14 protein-coding genes, 3 pseudogenes and 1 riboswitch are annotated in these 15,917 nt (G+C 31.9%); of the genes and pseudogenes, 3 read left to right on the top strand and 14 right to left on the bottom strand.

Going from position 1 to position 15,917, the window contains the following annotated elements; translation table 11 throughout:
- Window positions 1-98 precede the first annotated feature (98 nt).
- From GFJ36_RS14115 to GFJ36_RS14080, 9 genes are all read right to left on the bottom strand, one after another.
- Window positions 99-725: a cadmium resistance transporter gene (locus GFJ36_RS14115; RefSeq protein WP_087984443.1), complete on the bottom strand. Its 627-nt coding sequence runs from the start codon at window positions 723-725 to the stop codon at window positions 99-101.
- Between the two features lie 235 nt (window positions 726-960).
- The gene (locus GFJ36_RS14110) at window positions 961-2,169 is read right to left on the bottom strand and encodes an L-lactate MFS transporter (RefSeq protein WP_097890149.1); all 1,209 of its coding nucleotides are present in this window, start codon (window positions 2,167-2,169) and stop codon (window positions 961-963) included.
- 284 nt (window positions 2,170-2,453) lie between these two features.
- Window positions 2,454-2,597 carry a hypothetical protein gene (locus tag GFJ36_RS29155; RefSeq protein ID WP_087984441.1) on the bottom strand — a complete coding sequence of 48 codons (144 nt, stop codon included), beginning with the start codon at window positions 2,595-2,597 and terminating at the stop codon, window positions 2,454-2,456.
- Window positions 2,598-2,628: 31 nt separating this feature from the next.
- Window positions 2,629-3,645, bottom strand: a complete 1,017-nt coding sequence (locus tag GFJ36_RS14105; RefSeq protein ID WP_088063618.1) for a serine hydrolase domain-containing protein — start codon at window positions 3,643-3,645, stop codon at window positions 2,629-2,631.
- Between the two features lie 102 nt (window positions 3,646-3,747).
- A complete protein-coding gene (locus tag GFJ36_RS14100) occupies window positions 3,748-4,011 on the bottom strand; it encodes a heterocycloanthracin/sonorensin family bacteriocin (RefSeq protein ID WP_060486806.1) in 264 nt (87 codons plus the stop codon).
- Window positions 4,012-4,209: 198 nt separating this feature from the next.
- Entirely contained in the window at window positions 4,210-4,656 is a 447-nt protein-coding gene (locus tag GFJ36_RS14095) for an NUDIX domain-containing protein (RefSeq protein WP_087984439.1), read from the bottom strand.
- Window positions 4,657-4,716: 60 nt separating this feature from the next.
- Entirely contained in the window at window positions 4,717-5,175 is a 459-nt protein-coding gene (locus GFJ36_RS14090; RefSeq protein WP_087984438.1) for a GNAT family N-acetyltransferase, read from the bottom strand.
- Window positions 5,176-5,368: 193 nt separating this feature from the next.
- Complete coding sequence (locus GFJ36_RS14085) at window positions 5,369-6,730, bottom strand: family 8 glycosyl hydrolase (protein WP_087984437.1); 1,362 nt, start codon at window positions 6,728-6,730, stop codon at window positions 5,369-5,371.
- 122 nt (window positions 6,731-6,852) lie between these two features.
- A complete protein-coding gene (locus tag GFJ36_RS14080; RefSeq protein ID WP_087984436.1) occupies window positions 6,853-7,767 on the bottom strand; it encodes a DMT family transporter in 915 nt (304 codons plus the stop codon).
- A 148-nt stretch (window positions 7,768-7,915) separates the two neighbouring features.
- Here GFJ36_RS14080 and pdxR point away from each other — a divergent pair, with 148 nt between their 5' ends.
- Complete coding sequence (pdxR, locus tag GFJ36_RS14075) at window positions 7,916-9,349, top strand: MocR-like pyridoxine biosynthesis transcription factor PdxR (protein WP_097890151.1); 1,434 nt, start codon at window positions 7,916-7,918, stop codon at window positions 9,347-9,349.
- 45 nt (window positions 9,350-9,394) lie between these two features.
- On the opposite strand, the gene GFJ36_RS14070 is transcribed toward pdxR, so the two are convergent.
- Window positions 9,395-9,925, bottom strand: a complete 531-nt coding sequence (locus GFJ36_RS14070) for a DUF4269 domain-containing protein (RefSeq protein WP_157349658.1) — start codon at window positions 9,923-9,925, stop codon at window positions 9,395-9,397.
- Between the two features lie 175 nt (window positions 9,926-10,100).
- On the opposite strand from GFJ36_RS14070, the gene GFJ36_RS14065 reads away from it, so the two are divergent.
- Window positions 10,101-10,562 carry a DUF2306 domain-containing protein gene (locus GFJ36_RS14065; RefSeq protein WP_087984433.1) on the top strand — a complete coding sequence of 154 codons (462 nt, stop codon included), beginning with the start codon at window positions 10,101-10,103 and terminating at the stop codon, window positions 10,560-10,562.
- Between the two features lie 271 nt (window positions 10,563-10,833).
- Here GFJ36_RS14065 and GFJ36_RS14060 read toward each other — a convergent pair.
- Both GFJ36_RS14060 and GFJ36_RS14055 read right to left on the bottom strand, forming a co-directional pair.
- Window positions 10,834-11,685 (bottom strand): annotated as a pseudogene (locus GFJ36_RS14060) (glycerophosphodiester phosphodiesterase).
- Between the two features lie 45 nt (window positions 11,686-11,730).
- Window positions 11,731-12,530, bottom strand: a pseudogene (locus GFJ36_RS14055) (GNAT family N-acetyltransferase).
- Window positions 12,531-13,025: 495 nt separating this feature from the next.
- On the opposite strand from GFJ36_RS14055, the gene GFJ36_RS14050 reads away from it, so the two are divergent.
- Window positions 13,026-13,739 carry a hypothetical protein gene (locus GFJ36_RS14050; protein WP_097890153.1) on the top strand — a complete coding sequence of 238 codons (714 nt, stop codon included), beginning with the start codon at window positions 13,026-13,028 and terminating at the stop codon, window positions 13,737-13,739.
- A gap of 49 nt (window positions 13,740-13,788) precedes the next feature.
- Here GFJ36_RS14050 and GFJ36_RS30240 read toward each other — a convergent pair.
- Together GFJ36_RS30240 and GFJ36_RS14045 are read right to left on the bottom strand one after the other, a co-directional pair.
- Window positions 13,789-13,944 (bottom strand): annotated as a pseudogene (locus GFJ36_RS30240) (methyltransferase family protein); the annotation flags it as partial.
- A 69-nt stretch (window positions 13,945-14,013) separates the two neighbouring features.
- Window positions 14,014-15,309: an MFS transporter gene (locus tag GFJ36_RS14045; protein ID WP_097890154.1), complete on the bottom strand. Its 1,296-nt coding sequence runs from the start codon at window positions 15,307-15,309 to the stop codon at window positions 14,014-14,016.
- A gap of 496 nt (window positions 15,310-15,805) precedes the next feature.
- A riboswitch (purine riboswitch) is annotated at window positions 15,806-15,905 on the top strand.
- Window positions 15,906-15,917 lie beyond the last annotated feature (12 nt).

The raw sequence follows: 15,917 nt of genomic DNA, 5'->3' as shown, positions 1-15,917 counted from the left end.
TGTTTCATTTCACTAAAATAAAGAAAAGCCGTACTACATTTTATCTGTAGTACGGCTTTTTATGGGGTCTGATTCTTTTTAATCTAAGTTTCAACATATTAGTACAATAATTCAATTGTATTACTGCGGATAAGAATGAACATTCCTAAACCAATTAGAACGACTGGAACGATAATATGACAATTTCTCTCAAGTACTTTAGCTAAAATAGGAGCTCTTATCAATTTGTAGCTAATAAAACACCATATTGCTATCATGCAATAAAAGATTACTAATGTAACAATATTGGCATTAAGATTTTGACTAGCGAACATTGGTATATAAATCGAAATATTATCAGCTCCATTAGCTAATGTAATTGAAGCTACTTTAAATATTGAACTAGAAGCGTTAGCAATGACTTCGTTACTTTTATAAGAACGAAGTGACAATAGTCCTTTCACTCCCATATAAATTGGCACAAATCCTAATAATCCGATCCACGAAACAGGAATGAAAAAAGAGCTTAAAGAACCGATGATACTTAGAAAAATAATTAAACTAAACCCAAAATATTGTCCAATAACAATATAAAGTTCTTTCATTTTAGTTTTCCCTCGGACGGTACTACCTTCTTTCTTAATTACTCCTGTCCTTACTTGCGAAAATAAAACAAGAAGTATAAAAATGTCATCAACATTTGTTGAAGTGAATGCGATAAAAGAAGAAATTATAGTTGTAACCAATATAAGCCAACTACCTTTATAATAAAATAATGGTACACAAATGAATTGCATATCTAATAACAAAGGTGGTTAATGTAGGTTTATAACATGATTTCAGTGCCTTTATAAAACAATATGAATATTTTACCAACCTGCTACTTAGTTACTAAAGAAATAAATTACTTTATTACCTTTCAAATCATTTTCACTTATTTTGTAATATAAAAAGAGCCCTATACAAGGACTCTTTTTATAATTAAGCTACTTTCCGATATAAATGTCGTGTTTCTTTTTTGTTTTCTGCTTTTGGTGGACGAATTAATATCGAAATAATGAAGGAAATAACGCTTAAAACACCAATTATAATAAAGGTCGGTTGAAATCCACCCAGTAACGCTCCAATGAACGCTCCTGCAAGTGCACCAAACCCGAAACCTTGATATACAATCCCGTAATTTGTACTATGGTTTTTTAATCCGAAGAAATCTCCAACAATGGCTGGGAAGATTGTGATATTACCACCAAAGCAAAAGGCAACACTTGCTACACAAGCGAAATAAATACCGTAATTTAGTGGAATGAAACTTAAAGTAAAGACTGACAATCCAATAATAATAAGCGTTGCAGAGACAATTTTCATTCGGCCAATTTTATCTGATAACGTTCCAAGAACGATTCTACCTACCGTATTAAAAATTGCAATCATTGCAACGGCGTTAGCGGCGGTTGCTGCACTAAGTCCAACGAGCTGTACACCAATATCTTTTACCATACCGATTAAATATAGACCGCCCATACACGATGTGAATAGCATAAAAAACAAAAGATATACTTGTTTCGTTCGCATCATTTCACGAGGCGTATAGTCATTGTTTAATGATTCAGTTACAGTGTTACTTACGATTGCTTCACGTAAGAAGAACGATCCGGTTAAAACTAAAAGCAAGACGATGATACCCCAATATAAAAATGCTTGTGATACACCAAGACTATCGATAAGACTTCCGTTTATATATCTAAAGATTAAGCTGCCCATTCCATATGCCGAAACAGATATGCCAGAAATAAGTCCTTTTCGATTTGGAAACCATTTAATTAAATTAGATAGTGATGTAATATAAGCAGTTCCATCTGCATAACCAACAACGACACCAGCTAATAAATATAGTAATGGTAAGGAAGAAACTTGTGAACTAAGTATTAAACCGAGTCCCAAAACAATCCCTGCAGTAGCGATGAGTTTACGAAGTCCTAATTTTTGCTGCAACTTTCCTGCAAATAAGGTTGAGAATGATAATGAAAAACTTGTTATGGAGAAAGTTATCGCTACGGAATTGAGGTTCCATCCAAACTTACTAACAAGGGGTTGATTAAATAAACTCCATGTATAAATTGTCCCAAGGCCAATTTGAACAATGATTGTACCTAGAACAATTAGTAACGGATTTATAGAAGTTTGTTTCATACTAACTGTCCCCTTCTTTTATCATGACATGAATTTTCACAGTTAGTATAACCATCATAAGAAGCAAGATACTGAATGAAAAATGGAAATTGAATTCATGTACACAAAAAGACACTCCATAATGAAGTGTCTTTCTGCAGGTTATATTAGATTTACTTAAAGAAAGCTTTGTTAAGATAAGACATTTTCAAATGCTTATGTATATAGAATACCAAAAGATTTCAATCATGTGATGGGACTTAAGATGTATTTTTCATTCATCATATAGTCGGATGAACGAAAAATTAATATTCAATTTCATCAAAATCCTTCGGCTGCGGTACCGTTTGCATATTAGCTGCATCTTTAGGATCGCTATAAATTGCATTTTGTTCTGTATTCATATCTTTTATATTTTGTTTTTTATTTTTATTCATTTTATCTTTCATTTTTTTCACTCCTTTTTCATTATAGGAGTAATTATGCCCTATTACCGTTACGAAATGTATCAGCGACTAAATTGCTAAATTCACGTAAATAATATAAATAATTATCACCGCCGTAGTTATACCTTTTATTATACATTTTCGCAACAACTACATTATATTCAGGTATTACTAAAAGAGTCGGTCCTGTAATTCCTAATATTTGATACGCTCCTTTCGGCACTCGTTCACCAAGTTCACTTAAAAGCGTAGGTTCATTTTGAACGAACCAAAATAACCCATTTTGTGGTAGTTCTTTGTTTGCAAATGTTGGACTTTGCAAACTCGTAGCAATTTTTATAACTTCTTTTGGAACAATTTGTTTACCGTTTATCATACCTTGATTTAAATGAAGATTGCCCCAATAAGCAAATTCTCTAGCTGAGACAAATAGATTTTTTTCAGTACCATCATTTACCGTACCGATTTCACTAATCGCGTCTTCACTTGGATTATTAACAACTTTAACTAAGTTTTCATCTTCCTGAATTCTCCAACCTGTTTCTTTGAAGTTAGCTAGATCAAATACACGCTCCTTTAACAATTCAGGAAAACTTTTGCTATATAGCTGATAAATAAGACGTGTTATCATTCTGACATTAACATCTCTATACGCCCATGCTTGTCCAGGTTCAAATTCACGAAAAATTGTCCCATCATGCGTTTCTCCTAAACCGTGCGAATGGGTTACTAAATGTCTTATTGTTGTTTTACCAAGTAATACAGGATCAAAGTCTTTAAGATACTGTATCGCTTCATCATCAATAGAGTTTATTTTCCCCTCGTAAAGCGCAAATGCTACCATTAAACCTAAATAACTTTTTCTCGCAGAAGCAACGTTGAATTGTGAAGATGCGGTTACTTTTTTACTTATAGATGTATTTGAATGATGGCCACTATAATGCTCTAGTACGATTTTGTTATCTTTTATTATACACAGTGCTGTAGCAGAACTATGATTTTCTTCTTTTATATTTTCTACCCAAGAAATTAACTTATCGTATGTATACAAATAAATCCCCCTTAACACGAATAAAAAATTACAACATGAAAGAAAAGTATAAAATAGTATTTACACCTTTCTTTCATGTACACCATTGTTAGTTTTCTATACTTAAATGATCCACCAGTTCCAGCAGTTAAAACAACCGAAACATCCAGCGCAGCCTACACAACGACCACCACATCCTCCACATCTTCCGCCGCCACATCCACCACAGCGACCACCACAACCTCCGCATCCGCCGCAACGACGTGCATCGTCTTGAATGTAATAGTATGGATATTGATTTTGTTGTAGTTGATCCCAATACACAACATTACCAGATTGATAATCATTAAGGTTTAATGATTGTAGTTCTTGTTGAAACTGATTCATTACGAAACCCTCCATTTATAAAAATAAATTCCGTCCCAATGTTAAAGTTTATATATTTTTGCAAACAAAGTAGAAATAAGGCTATAGACTAAATGCGTACATCAACAAAATATGAACTTACACTAGGTGATGTACCTTGTTTTTCAGCCTATTTTCTTAATCTCCTTTCAGGGACGTATTTACTATTAATAGAGGTGTTTAAAAATTGCTAATCCAACAGTTTAGTCGTTCATCGCTTAATTTCCTTTCTAGTAACTCTTTAACTGAAGGTACTGGCATGATTTTATACGTATGTAAAGCTTCTTGATTATAATCTATCCAGTGAAACGCTAAATGAGATTCTTTAGATTTTGGTATGAAATCAATATGTAACTCTTGTGAATCTATTTCAAAAATGTGATTAATTTCATGATGAAGAACTTCTTGGTCTTCCCATTTGTTTTCTATTACGCCTAAAAATTGTTTTATACTACAGTTTACTCCGAGTTCTTCTCGTAATTCTCTTATTAATGCATTCTCAGCTGATTCGCCAACTTCAACATGACCACCTGGTAAAAAATAATGATGGCCAATATATTCAGCCACTAACAATTTTTTATCCTTTATCATAACAGCTCGTACAATATGATGAAATTTATTTTTCAATTGCTATTCCTCCCAGTCATTTAATTGTATCTTTCATTTCACATCTTTACTTCGTAATACTTAAACGAACAAACGATATACTTGCTCACCATCATATTCATGTCCCAATGGTTGAAAACCGTAACGTTCATATAGTTTCTTTGCAGAGATATTATCTTTATGTACTGTTAACCTTATTTCTTTACACGCCTTACATGTATTTTTTATTAAAGAAATACTTTCTTGTAATGCCGCTTTTCCATAACCATTCCTTTGCTGCTTTTGATCGATAATAAATCCGTTTATCCAATACATATCAGTTGTCTCTCTTACAACAGCATGCATAATAAACCCAACCATTAGATCGCCGTCGTATATCGCAAATGGTATGTACTCTACATTGTCACCATCTGGTTTTATATACACTTTAGCTAGTGAAACTGCAACAGCCGGAACAAAGTTTCTTTGCTCTTCTTTAACTTGTAATTTTAATGCATCTTCCCAATTCTCTCTCGTAACAATCTTTAACTGGACATTCAATATTTTAGGCTCCTTTATAAATAGGTTGTATTTTTATATTCAACAGAGTGACATGTTCTCCTTTTTCCGACAACAACCTACAACATGATCTTATTAAATTTTTCTTTATTTAAGTGTAAAGCTGTATTGTTTCACGAAATATTAAAAAGGAACTAGCATAGTGCTAATTCCTTTTACTAAAAAGAAAACCTTGTTATTTATCGTATCCTTTTTGAGTTTCACCATTTATTAGGTTTTCTATTTTCTTATCATCAGGTACTGGTTTCCACCAATTACCTGTAATAAATAGCATGGTTAATAAATTATAACTATCACTAAAGTAGCTTTCTTTCTTATTCTTCATCCAATCCCATCCACTATTTACCCACTTTTGATTATCGCTTTTCGTTGTACTTGCAGCAATAAACGGTGAAACAAATACAGCAGTTGGATAACTACCAATATTGGATCCGTTTAATTGATAACCATCCACAATTTTAGAAGGATTTCCATTCGTTTTATTTTGAATCCATGAAGAGACTTTATCAGAAATGACTTTACTTCTTTTCTCGCCGTACATCGCATAGTCCATTACAATTCTCAATGGTACCCGACTAGCATTGTAATAATATGCATTTGTATATTCTGACTCATCTAAGAAGTCTTTAGGTGCGGGTTGTGGTGGGGTTTTTACAACGAAATCTGAAATAAGTCCTGTATTTTGAGAGTACTTATTACTAAATTGCGTATAAACATCGTACAAATTATTAATAACAGTAAGCCAAGTTTTATCACCTGTAAATTCATAAAATGCTCTAAGGTGTGACATCATCCAATCAGATGGTCTCGTATCAAGTGAATTTTTAGAATCCCAATCTCCCAAATTTAGTCGATTATTATTTGTAACATTACTAGCTTTAATACCTTTTGTAATCATGTCTTGTGCTTCTTTCAAATAATTAACCGTTCCATTTGATCCCCACTGCTTATGAGCAAGAAGAAGAGAATACGCAATATCTAAATCCCCATCAGTAGCAGAATCAAAATGACCTTGTGCTTTTTTACTATCTGCGACAACCCATCCCATTAAATTAGGATTTTGAGAGCTTTTAAAAGTTCTTGCTGTTTTAAATAAACCGTCATAGATTTTTTGAGCATTCGAATCATAACCAGCCATTAATACTGTAATTATCATCCCATACCCTTGACCTTCTGAAGTTCCAAGTGGCTTAAACCCATCAGCATCACCCGTAATCTCTCCTTTTACGTAATAACCACCAGGTAAAGAAGATAAATCATTTTTCAAATATTTCTTTTTCCAATTATCGTAGTAACTTCTTACAGAAGTATTTAAACTTTCCTGTGTAACATGATTTGGTTTTATAACACCTGCATAATTAACTTGCTGGGGAAATGGTTTCATTTCTTTTACAGCAGCTACTTGTTGATTAACTATGGGAATAGAAGTTTGTACTGAATTGTCCGTTCCATTTGCTGCGAAACTAGAATTAGAAAAACTAGCTAGTCCGATGCCTATAATAGAAATACATGTGAAAATTTTTCTTTTTCCATTCATTATGTTGTCATCTCCTTTTAAAATGCTTACTACATAAAATGTAACATACAATATTTAACTGAAATACAAAATATTATATTTATCAACAAAAGAACGTATAATAAAGTGGTTATGGAATGAGTTTATATTGATTTATTATTTACTAGAGTTGTATATTTTTCTTTTTTTGATAGTGATATATGAGTAATTAAAACTCCAAGTATAGTAATTCCCCCGCCAATTATTGAAACAAAAGTCGGTACTTCACCTAACCATAACCAAGCAATAAAATATGCAGTTACTGGCGTTAAATATAGAGAACTCGTTGCCTCAGCAGCACCAGAATGAGATATGATATATGCCAATGCGATATATGGGAGTACTGTTGGAAATAAACCTAAATATATAACACTCATATTCACTTCAAGAGGAGCTGCTAGTATTTCTGTATACACTCCTGGCGAGAAAATAAGCATACATACAGTGCTAGATAAAATTGTATATATAGTAAATGGCAAGAAGCCATACTTTTTCAAGTAAGAAGTTTGGAAAACAAAAAATAAGCTTTCTGAAATCGCTGCTAATAAAATAAATAATCCTCCACTATTCAATTGAATAGCATCTCCTTGACTAAATGATATGAAAGCAATTCCTATAAAACTAATTACACCACCGATCCAACCATTTAATTTCATTTTTTCATTCAAAAAAACAGATGCAAAAATAGCCGTTACTATAGGTGTGACTGAAACAATTAAACTTGCAGATCCAGCATTTACTGTTTTTTCGCCGTAGTTTAATGCAATGTGATAAAAAGTAAATCCTAAAGCACCAAATATAAAAATTGCTGGGATATCCTTTAAGTCCGGCAGTCGTAACTTGTATATAAAAGAAAACAACAGAAGAATAAATGAAGCAATTAATAAACGTAGTAAAGTAAGGTGCTCAGGTGTATAAGATTCGAGCCCCATACGAATTGCTGGAAAGGCAGTCCCCCATATTAAAATCGTAAAAGCATGAGCACAAATAATCCGAAATTCCCATTTTTTATAATTCATGTTTTTTCTCCCCCTTCAAACCAACCACTTTATAATTACCAATTATTTCTTTTCATCATATTTAATAGTTGTTACAATGTCTTCAACCAGTTATTTATCGTAAAAACCAACCACTTGGCATTTATAAAGTGAACGAGGGAGTTTTTTTATGACAACTAATAAAAAACTGCCTAAGTATCGGCAGATAGTAAACTTTATGAAAGAAAAAATTGAAAATGGAGAATGGCCTATTGGAAGTAAGATTCCTAGTCAACGGCAGTTAGCCAAATTATTTCATGTAAATCGAAGTACTGTAATAACTGCGCTAGATGAACTTTTGGCAGATGGATTGATTCAAGGGAAAATTGGAGCAGGAACAATTGTAACAAATAATACATGGTCATTATTAGCGACGAATCCCCCGCCTGATTGGAGTGACTATGTAAAAGCTGGTATTCACAAACCTAGCAAGTTAATGGTACGAGAAATCAATGAGGCAGAAGCAAATAAAGAACTTATCCATCTTAGTAAAGGTGAACTTGCGCCTCAACTTTTCCCGCTAGAAACTATGCAGTCCATTATGAAAAGCGTAAGTGACGAAATAGATTATTTTGGATACGAAGAACAAAAAGGTTTTTTGCCGTTACGTGAAGCAATTAGTAAATACGTAAAATCATTCGGAATACATACTTCAGCCAGTTCTATATTAATCGTCTCTGGTGCATTACAAGCACTCCAATTAATATCAATTGGTCTTTTGCATAGAGAATCAACCGTTTTACTTGAACAACCTTCTTACTTATATTCACTTCATGTATTTCAATCAGCAAATATAAATCTATCTGGTATATGTATGGATAATCACGGTATTTTACCTAACGAATTATTAAAACGTATTAAATACAGTCAAAAGAAAAACATTTTATATTCTATCCCTAGTTTTCAAAACCCAACAGGGGCATTAATGTCTCAAGAACGAAGAAAAGAAATAATAAAAATATGTGAAAAGGAACAGTTACCTATAATTGAAGATGATATTTACCGAGAGTTATGGATTGATGAACCACCTCCACCTCCTTTAAAGTCGATAGATAAACATGGACATGTATTATATGTTGGTAGTCTTTCTAAAACACTTAGCCCAGGACTTAGAATTGGATGGATCATTGGACCCGAACCAGTTATTGATAGATTGTCAGATATAAAAATGCAAACAGACTATGGATCGAGCTCTTTATCTCAAAGAGTTGCTGCTGAATGGATAAATAAAGGTTTTTATGAAGAACATGTTGCAAACGTAAGAATTCAATTAAAAGAACGAAGACAATTCATGATACGAGCTTTAAATAAATACTGCGCAGATCTTGCATCGTGGGATATTCCTAGTGGTGGATTATTTATATGGCTAAAGATTGTACCTAACATTCCGATGAAGAAATTATTTTCAGAGGCGCTATCAAAAGGAATTCTTTTAAACCCAGGACGTATATATGAAGAAGAATCAGATCGGTACATTCGTTTATCATATGGATATGTTTCTCCAGAGCAAATGACTAGCGGAATTAAATTGTTGAGTGAATTAATCCGTAAGCTCATGGCATAACAAAAACTCCTCTTTTAACTATAGAGGAGTTTTTGTGTATCGTATTTACCACAATCTCATTTCCTGTCCCAATAAAATAAGTTCGTCATAAGGATCTCCGTCAATATTTAATACTTGAGCAAAAGCAGGTTCTGTTTTTAAACCGTTCTCTTTTAAGCGAAGAATTTCTTCCCTTATATGGGGATGCTGTATTAATAGCATGTGCTCTACTATCATATGTCTATATGCATTTTGGTTACGTACTGGCTTAGGCTGAGCAAATAATTCAAATTTAAAACCTTCAAATTCAAAATTTACCTTTATCGATTCTGTAGTTTTATTTTTTTTCTTTTTTATTTTGAATCCTTTATAAGAACCGTATAAAGATCTCATTTCCTGTTCAAAAACATCAAAGTTATGTACTTCCATTACTATATCTAAGTCAGATTGAAGAGTATCAATTCTAATAGGAATTGTCCCGCAAAGAACCGGACTATACAAAAGTAAATCCTCCATAATGTTAAGTTTATTCAAAACATCATACACTTTTTGTTGCTTCTCATTCCCAGATTGTAAATATGTAATAGATGTAAACATGGAAGTCTCTCCTTCTTTTCACGTAATACGTGTCTCCGCTAAGTTCAAGAAAAATTTGTCTGTTTATATTTTTGCTAGGAGTACATTTATTTCAAAATATTAAGGTGAATAAACAATGCGTTTCAACTTTCCTCTTATACTGCAATACTATAAAAATAAAAAAGGAGGAATTATTATGAGCATTTTTCACATTCTTTTAACCATCCACATATTATTTGGAACAATATGCTTAATCACCGGTATTGTAGCGATGGTTGCTCAAAAGAAGAAAGGAAAACATACGGAATGGGGTGAAATATATCATGCATCCTATGTTGTCATCACCCTTACTGCAATTATATTATCCATTATAAGCTGGGATAAAATCGCATATTTATTTTATGTAGCAATTTTCTCTTATTCATTTGCGATACATGGATACCTCGCACGAAAAAAACGTTGGAAAAATTGGCTCCATCACCATATTAGAGGTATGTTAGGTTCTTATATTGGTGCCGTTACCGCACTTTTAGTAAACGTCGGTATTCATATTCCCATAATTAATTTATTACCGCCTATATGGTTTTGGTTTTTACCTACATTAATCGGTATTCCTCTCGTAGTCAGTGTATCAAAAAAATATAAAAAGCGTAGTTAAAATTCATTACAATTTCGTTACTTTCTAATGGTAATTACAAAAAATCATACTCAATGTAATATTTTATTAACAAATTCAAATTCATATTGCTTTAAGTTCGTCTCTTGGAGCTAAATAAAAAGAATCCAATAAAAATATTGGATTCTTTTTCGGATTTCATTTCAATATCGGCTCTATGTATTCAATGATGTTACCATTTGGACCACAAACTATCTTTGTATACTTGTGGGTACTTGTTGTATTGATTCAGTGATAATTACACCATTATAATTCAAGATTGTAATAACGAATGTAAACGATCCGGGTAATTCGTAAACATCCCGTCAACTCCCCATAGAAGTAACTTTTTCATTATCTACAGTAAATGGATGAACTTCTAATCCGTGTTTCTTTGTTCTCTTTACATAAGCTGAATCAATATATTTATAGTTCATCCCAATACCGATACAGTATGTTTTATACTTTTTATCTCTAATTCAGTTAATTGAACTGCCTTTTTGTAAGGTAGTAATTGTACTAGAGGTATATGAACATCTAAACTATGAATTTTTTGCAAACTTACTTTACTAAATGATTGAATAATAACTTTATCACTTATTTCGTAGTGCTTTATAATTTCTAATAACTTTTCTTCCATACCGGGATATTCATCTGGCGATTTTGTTTCAATGTAATAATTAGTACTATTCCTGAACGTTTCAATAATTTCCTCTAGTGTTGGAACTGTAGCATCCTCAAATTCTTTCTTTGCTAAAGCTGGATGCTTTTCATTGAAAAAAGAACCTACATTTAGTTGCTTTATTTCTTCTAATGTATGTTCCTTAACTAGCCCCTTACCATTTGTAGTGCGGTTTACTGTTTCATCATGCATAGCTACTAAATGTCCATCTTTTGTCATTTGAAGATCAATTTCTATATAATCTCCTTTTAATTGTTGTCCTAGTTTATAAGCTTGTATTGTATGTTCCGGCGCATACGCAGAAGCTCCTCTATGTGCAATGTTTTTTATATGATTTGATTGATTAATAGCTTTTGTGTACTTAAGTTCATTTACTTTATGAAAAGCAAAAGTGACTATTACTATAAAGGTGAAAATGATTGTAACGATATATATTTTTTTCATAATGATGTATTAACTCCTAAATGAAGGCAATTTAGATTGAATAATTTATTCAATTAAACGTCTATTTTCAAATACAGTCATTTGTCCAACAGATTGAAAACCAGCCTTTTTATAAATATTAATTCCATCAGGTGAAGCTTGTAATACGCATTGAGAAACATTTAATTCCTTTGCTTCTTGTAGCAAGTATGAAACATAGTAGAGCCAAATCCTTGCCCTCTCATTTCTTCTTTTGTTGCTATATCATAAATACCAATACTATCTTTTGTACATACTAATGAACCAACAGATACGACTTCATTTTTAAAAATCCCTAAATATAGTTTCATATTCTCACTATTCCATAAATCGAAAGAAGCAGTTTCATTGTAGAATGCTTGTACATGTGTACCTTCCTCTGAAGTACCAAATAGATTAGCTAACGTTTCCCCAAAATTTTTAATTTGTCCTGACGAAGATGCTTTTTGTATCGTAAAACCTTCTGGCATGTTTATTGTTGGATGAATTGTTTTTAAGTCTGCTATCATCGCGATATTTTGTTCTGTTTCTTTTAAGCCAAGCCTTATTAATTCGCTTTTTATAGTCTGCTCATGCCTATCATTCCAAAACCAAACACTCATTGGAAATTTCTTTTGATTATAGTTGTTTACCACTTTATATAGTTTCTCAATACCTTCCGTTAAATTATTGTTTAGTATAGTAATGATATTAAATGTATCTGCCGGTAAACCACAGTCGACAGCAATGTAATCCTTCGTTTCTTTTACATTCATTCCATGTAACTGCCGCGCAATATATGAGGTTTTATATGTGAAGTTATCTATTAGTAACTGTTTATAATTCATTCATTTTGCTCCTTTCATAAAAATTCGTTTTCGAATTCTTCAGTATTAAATATAACACATAAGAAATGTATCTATTTCTATAAAAATATCTCTATACATTACTCTTTTTGCCCTAAAAGAATTAAAAATGATATAACGTTGTCGGAATGAAAAAAGTGGTATATAATAAATAGTAACATTACTAGTAATTATTTTAGGTATTCCTAGAATAAAGGAGCGATACATATGAAAATTACTATTTATTTCGGAAGTCATGAAGATCAAGATGTTCGTACTATGGACTGTCATTTAGATGTAGAAGATGCAGAAGAGATCGTTTCTGTATCATAATATAAATAGTTGGGATGAACCCTCTTCCCTACAGCGTTTAAGGCACCTTTTACAGGTGTCTTTTTGTTGTTTTTTTCGTCAAAAACCCTTTACTTTATAGCGTTTTAATAGTAAAATAAAAATATACGAACAAACGTTCTTTTTATTTTAATTGTACATGAAGGGATGATTTTTACAATGGCTCAAGCAAAGCGCAGAGGAAGAAAAAAGCAAACACCTATCATTTCAAATACAGGCTTTATCGGCTCTGTCTTTATTGATACATTGGAGTTACAAAAGAAATCCTATTATTTCGCTCGTAAAAAACTTCAAATTGTTCATCACGTACTTGATGGCCTCTCTGGGGCAACAAGTTCTTTATTTAAAGAACATAATATTTCAGCATACATGTCATGTGTGTATTTACATAAACAAAAGAAAATCGGCTTCGTTCTTTCAACGAAACCATTTGAACAAAGTGACGGCGTTGCTTATTTTGTAAATTATTTAATCGAAAAGAATTTTTACAGTAATGATGAAGAAGTAGAATATCAAGAAGTATTTAATACAGGTTTTATCGGTGTAGTATTCGCTGATTTATGTAGCATAGATCGCTTTAATTTCGAGTTTGAAATGGGTATGTTAACGAAATTAATGAAAGATATGATTATTCCGGTTAAAGAACTCTTTTTACGCCACAATGTACCGGCCTACATCTCCACTTCTCATTTAGAGGAACAAAACAAATTAGGTTTCGTTCTATCTGTAAAACCGTATGATGAACGTGCAGAAGCAGATTTATATTTTGAGGCGTATTTAAAAGAACGCGGGTTATTTAATGGTGATGAAGAAGATGATATTGATAAGATTGTTATTAGAAAAACAGCTGAATTACGATAGAAAAGCGCAGGATGATGATCCTGCGCTTTTTATAATTTATGAAACTGATTTACCAAATAAACGGTATTAGTTTTTTTGTTTTCTGTTTATACACTGTAAATTGTTCACCGTACTTATTCTGTAAGTAATCATCAGATTGCGGAATATAGTCAAAAACAAATACAAAGAATAGGCCTATAAGAATTAACAAACTATAAATTTCGTTTTATAGTATTTGCTTTTCTTAGCTTGAAAGAGGTAGCAGTATCCATTCTATAAATAATCTAAGAATCTACTAAGCACTATAATCTTTCGAATGAACCTCTAATATGAAACGATTTGATGAAACTTTAATTACTATGAAATATAAGAATCCCCCTACAATTGGAATGGTGTACGCTGGGATATAATTTAATAATAGACCGGATAGTGCCATTGCTATAGGGAGCATCATTTTACCTATACTTAATCCAATGCTGAGAACCCTTCCCCTGTATTCATCGGGAATCTCATTTTGCATGAAATAAATTAAAGGAATATCAATTAACGCTATAATAAATCCTAAAAAGATCATAACAACACAATACGTAATAACGAATACTAAATCATTCACTTCAAAACTTTTGAATAAAACTGGAATTCCTAAAATAATCATAAAAACTGACAACATAGAACTTAGTTTTTTCAAAAGATAAGAGTAAGAAAAACGATCAGTTATCTTTTTTACTACAATTGCACCAATTATCATCCCTACTGGAAAAGTCCCTTGAATGATACCAAATTGCTTAGAACCAAGATTGAGTACTGTGTTAATAATGTATGGCAATGGAACAGTTACAGCAAAGCCTAAGAAGAAATTAAACGAAATTAAAATATGAAACGTATTCTTTAAGCTTTCCTTTTCAAGTAAGTAAGAAAACCCCTCTTTTATATCTTTAATAAAATTAACTCCTCTTTTTGAATTTCCCTCATTTATGTTGTACTCGAACAGTCTAAAATGAATAAATAGTAATGCTATCCCTGAAAGAATAAAAGAAATACCGTTTATAATTATAAAGGTCTTAATATTAAATACTGAAAAAACGATGCCACCTAACATAGGGCCGAGAATTAAAGATACAGAATCGATAATTTTACTTATAGAATTAATACTCATAAGCCTCTCTTTAGAGACGATATTTGGTTTTGCAGCCTCTAATCCTATTCCAAAAAAGGTTGTAAACACTGTCATAAGAAAGGTTGTAGTATAAATGATGAATAAGTTTAATCCATAATAGCTGCTTAATATATAAACAGCTATTAATAAGCATCCACTTAGTAAATCCATACAAATAACTAGTTTCTTTTTATCAACCTTATCAGCAATTACACCAGCAAAGGGATTCAAAACAATTATTGGAATCGTTCCTAATATGAGCGTAATCGCGAAATTTAACGCAGATCCAGTTATTTGTAAAACATATAATCCTAGCGCGAAACTATACATAGAGCTACCGAATATTGATACTGTTTTTGCAATTGAATATAAACAAATATTTCTTAGTTCTTGGTTTCTTTTTTTATTTTCTATATGTAATCGTAAACTTCCCATAACAATTCCCCCCACTTTTCTTTGTATTACATTAAGTGTAAGTTATTGGGTTAACCCAATATCAATACATTGTGTTTAAAAATTAATACAAAGAAATAAAAAAAGATGGGGTTAACCCCATGCCCATTAAACTAATCTCATCTACCGTCAATGATTTGAAGATAAATAGCTTAGAATTGCTTAAGCAAATAGTTGTAATTGATTAGATACAAAAATATACATATAAAAAACGCCACCCTTTTCTATAATTAATTCTACAGAAAGGATGTCGCTTTTTTACTTTATATAGCCGTTTAATACTTACGTTTGTTATTTATATAATCTTCATTAGTGAAAGTTAGCAATAGTTGAATTATTTAGATCGCACTTCCATCGAAAGGTAAAATTATTAGAGTTTCAGAAAGCCCATTTTATCTCTTTCATATGGGTACACGTATACAAATGCAAATTTTTTTATTGAAATGTAAAAAGTAATATGGTATCTTCTATTACATTGATTAATTACATATGAGAATCATGTATAACTCCAAGAATATGGCTTGGGGGTCTCTACCAGGAACCAATAACTCCTGACTACAAAACGCGTCTTTTAGCGTTTGTGGTCAGGA

It is taken from the genome of Bacillus sp. EE-W1 (genome assembly GCF_009760835.1).
In the GTDB taxonomy this organism is placed as follows: Bacteria; Bacillota; Bacilli; order Bacillales; family Bacillaceae_G; genus Bacillus_A; species Bacillus_A wiedmannii.
Note: the sequence above shows the minus strand (reverse complement) of the source record. Positions and strands in the feature narration are given on the sequence as shown.

What these genes read in the sequence shown, in the direction of transcription:
- GFJ36_RS14050 (WP_097890153.1), top strand. Translation starts at nt 13,026, where the DNA reads ATGATTTTTACAATGGCTCAAGCAAAGCGCAGAGGAAGAAAAAAGCAA.
- GFJ36_RS14045 (WP_097890154.1), bottom strand. Translation starts at nt 15,309, where the DNA reads ATGGGAAGTTTACGATTACATATAGAAAATAAAAAAAGAAACCAAGAA.
- GFJ36_RS14065 (WP_087984433.1), top strand. Translation starts at nt 10,101, where the DNA reads ATGAGCATTTTTCACATTCTTTTAACCATCCACATATTATTTGGAACA.
- GFJ36_RS14085 (WP_087984437.1), bottom strand. Translation starts at nt 6,730, where the DNA reads ATGAATGGAAAAAGAAAAATTTTCACATGTATTTCTATTATAGGCATC.
- GFJ36_RS14100 (WP_060486806.1), bottom strand. Translation starts at nt 4,011, where the DNA reads ATGAATCAGTTTCAACAAGAACTACAATCATTAAACCTTAATGATTAT.
- GFJ36_RS14080 (WP_087984436.1), bottom strand. Translation starts at nt 7,767, where the DNA reads ATGAATTATAAAAAATGGGAATTTCGGATTATTTGTGCTCATGCTTTT.
- GFJ36_RS14070 (WP_157349658.1), bottom strand. Translation starts at nt 9,925, where the DNA reads ATGTTTACATCTATTACATATTTACAATCTGGGAATGAGAAGCAACAA.
- GFJ36_RS29155 (WP_087984441.1), bottom strand. Translation starts at nt 2,597, where the DNA reads ATGAAAGATAAAATGAATAAAAATAAAAAACAAAATATAAAAGATATG.
- pdxR (WP_097890151.1), top strand. Translation starts at nt 7,916, where the DNA reads ATGACAACTAATAAAAAACTGCCTAAGTATCGGCAGATAGTAAACTTT.
- GFJ36_RS14110 (WP_097890149.1), bottom strand. Translation starts at nt 2,169, where the DNA reads ATGAAACAAACTTCTATAAATCCGTTACTAATTGTTCTAGGTACAATC.